The organism is Marinobacter sp. EN3 (assembly GCF_000475315.1).
Taxonomy (GTDB): domain Bacteria; phylum Pseudomonadota; class Gammaproteobacteria; order Pseudomonadales; family Oleiphilaceae; genus Marinobacter; species Marinobacter nauticus.
The window spans coordinates 1-425 of the sequence record NZ_AXCC01000005.1 but is presented as its reverse complement, the minus strand read 5'-3'; the positions used below and the strand labels follow the sequence as shown (position 1 = coordinate 425).

Here is a 425-nt window from a genome sequence, read left to right as displayed (position 1 = left end):
CTAGCTGTAAGCGTTTCGAACATGTTGAATTTATTATTCATTTTAGCATCCGCTTCCGGCGTTCCAGTTGTGTCGATTACACTCCCATCACTATTAACCTTTAGAAGTGGCGGGGGGAGGAATGCTGAGCTTAAATCACCCTCGCCAGCTTTCATTAAGGCGCTGGCAAGAGCCATTGACTCGTTGTAGTTCATATTCTTTGGGTCAAATGTTTCGGCAAGTTCACGAGCTAGCGGTTGGTTGGGTTGTGTGTTGCCAGTCATCGTTGTTTGGGGCGGCATATTGTTGCCGCTTTTTTGTGTTGGTGTTATAGCTGAAGTCGCTATTGCACTTCCAATTTGCATGGTTAGCCCCTAGTATCATTAGTTAAAAATTAAGTGTTGCAAGGTGTATGCCATTAAACTAGTGAAGCCAAACACATAACA

The 425-nt window shown here is 44.0% G+C and carries 1 protein-coding gene; it reads right to left on the bottom strand.

Annotation, left to right across the window (positions count from 1 at the left end; all coding sequences use genetic code 11):
* On the bottom strand, positions 1–344 hold a 344-nt coding region (locus Q675_RS38055; RefSeq protein WP_152525349.1), incomplete at its 3' end, for a hypothetical protein.
* Positions 345–425 lie beyond the last annotated feature (81 nt).